We start from the raw sequence: 817 nt of genomic DNA on the forward strand, positions 1-817 counted from the left end.
AGGAGTGGGGATTGCAGCAGGTCGAGGAGGGCGTGCAAAATTCCAAGGTCCATGCGAAGCAGCCGTCGAAGATCGAGAAGGAGATCGAGTCGCGCGGCGTCCGTTCGTATAAGACGAATCTGCGGGAGCTGTGCCGGATCGCGGCGCAGCGTGCAGCGAATCTTGTTGAGTATCGGGAATTGTTGGAGGGCTGGGGAGTGGACACCCAGTTCCGCAGGGGCCGGATGTATGTCACCGACACGGACAACGCCCGCTACTCGTTCTCGGTGACAAAGCTGGACGCCTCGCTGAACCCGGAGGGATTGGAGCGTGCGTTCCGGAACAACACTGCGGGCAGCAGCGCGAACGGGACGGATCGTGTTGAAACACTCCGCGCCGAATATCTGTCCGGCATCAGGGACGCCTATCTGGCGTACCGCCGTCAGGCGCAGAGCATGGAGGGAACCACACTCTCGATGTTCCCGAAGCTCAAACTGCATCGTCCACCCGAGGAGATTGCCGGGGACCCGGAGGTGCGGCGCACCATCCTCGCCTACTGGCGCGGTGCGGACGAGCTGCGTGTGAAACTCGCCTCCGATGTACCCTATGCCCGCAGGCAGGAGAAGCATGGTGAAACAACGTCGGCTACAACGAGTGCGGGACGTTCCATCCCACGCGAGACGCATGACAGGAAGCAGGAACGGTGACACGCCCACCAAGGATAGATTGATAGTATGATACAATGATAGTGTACGCGGAGAAAGGAGAATGCCGCGATGGCGAAGGATTTTGAGCAAGTGGAGGCCGAAGCGAAAACTGGCGGGAACGTCACGCTCGA

Annotated in this window: 1 protein-coding gene; it reads left to right on the top strand. The window is 60.2% G+C overall.

Features of this window, described 5'->3' with window-relative positions:
• On the top strand, window positions 1-686 hold a 686-nt coding region (locus B5G37_RS14745; RefSeq protein ID WP_204217979.1), incomplete at its 5' end, for a hypothetical protein.
• Between the last annotated feature and the right edge of the window lie 131 nt (window positions 687-817).

Source organism: Pseudoflavonifractor sp. An85 (assembly GCF_002161235.1).
Taxonomy (GTDB): Bacteria; Bacillota; Clostridia; order Oscillospirales; family Oscillospiraceae; genus Enterenecus.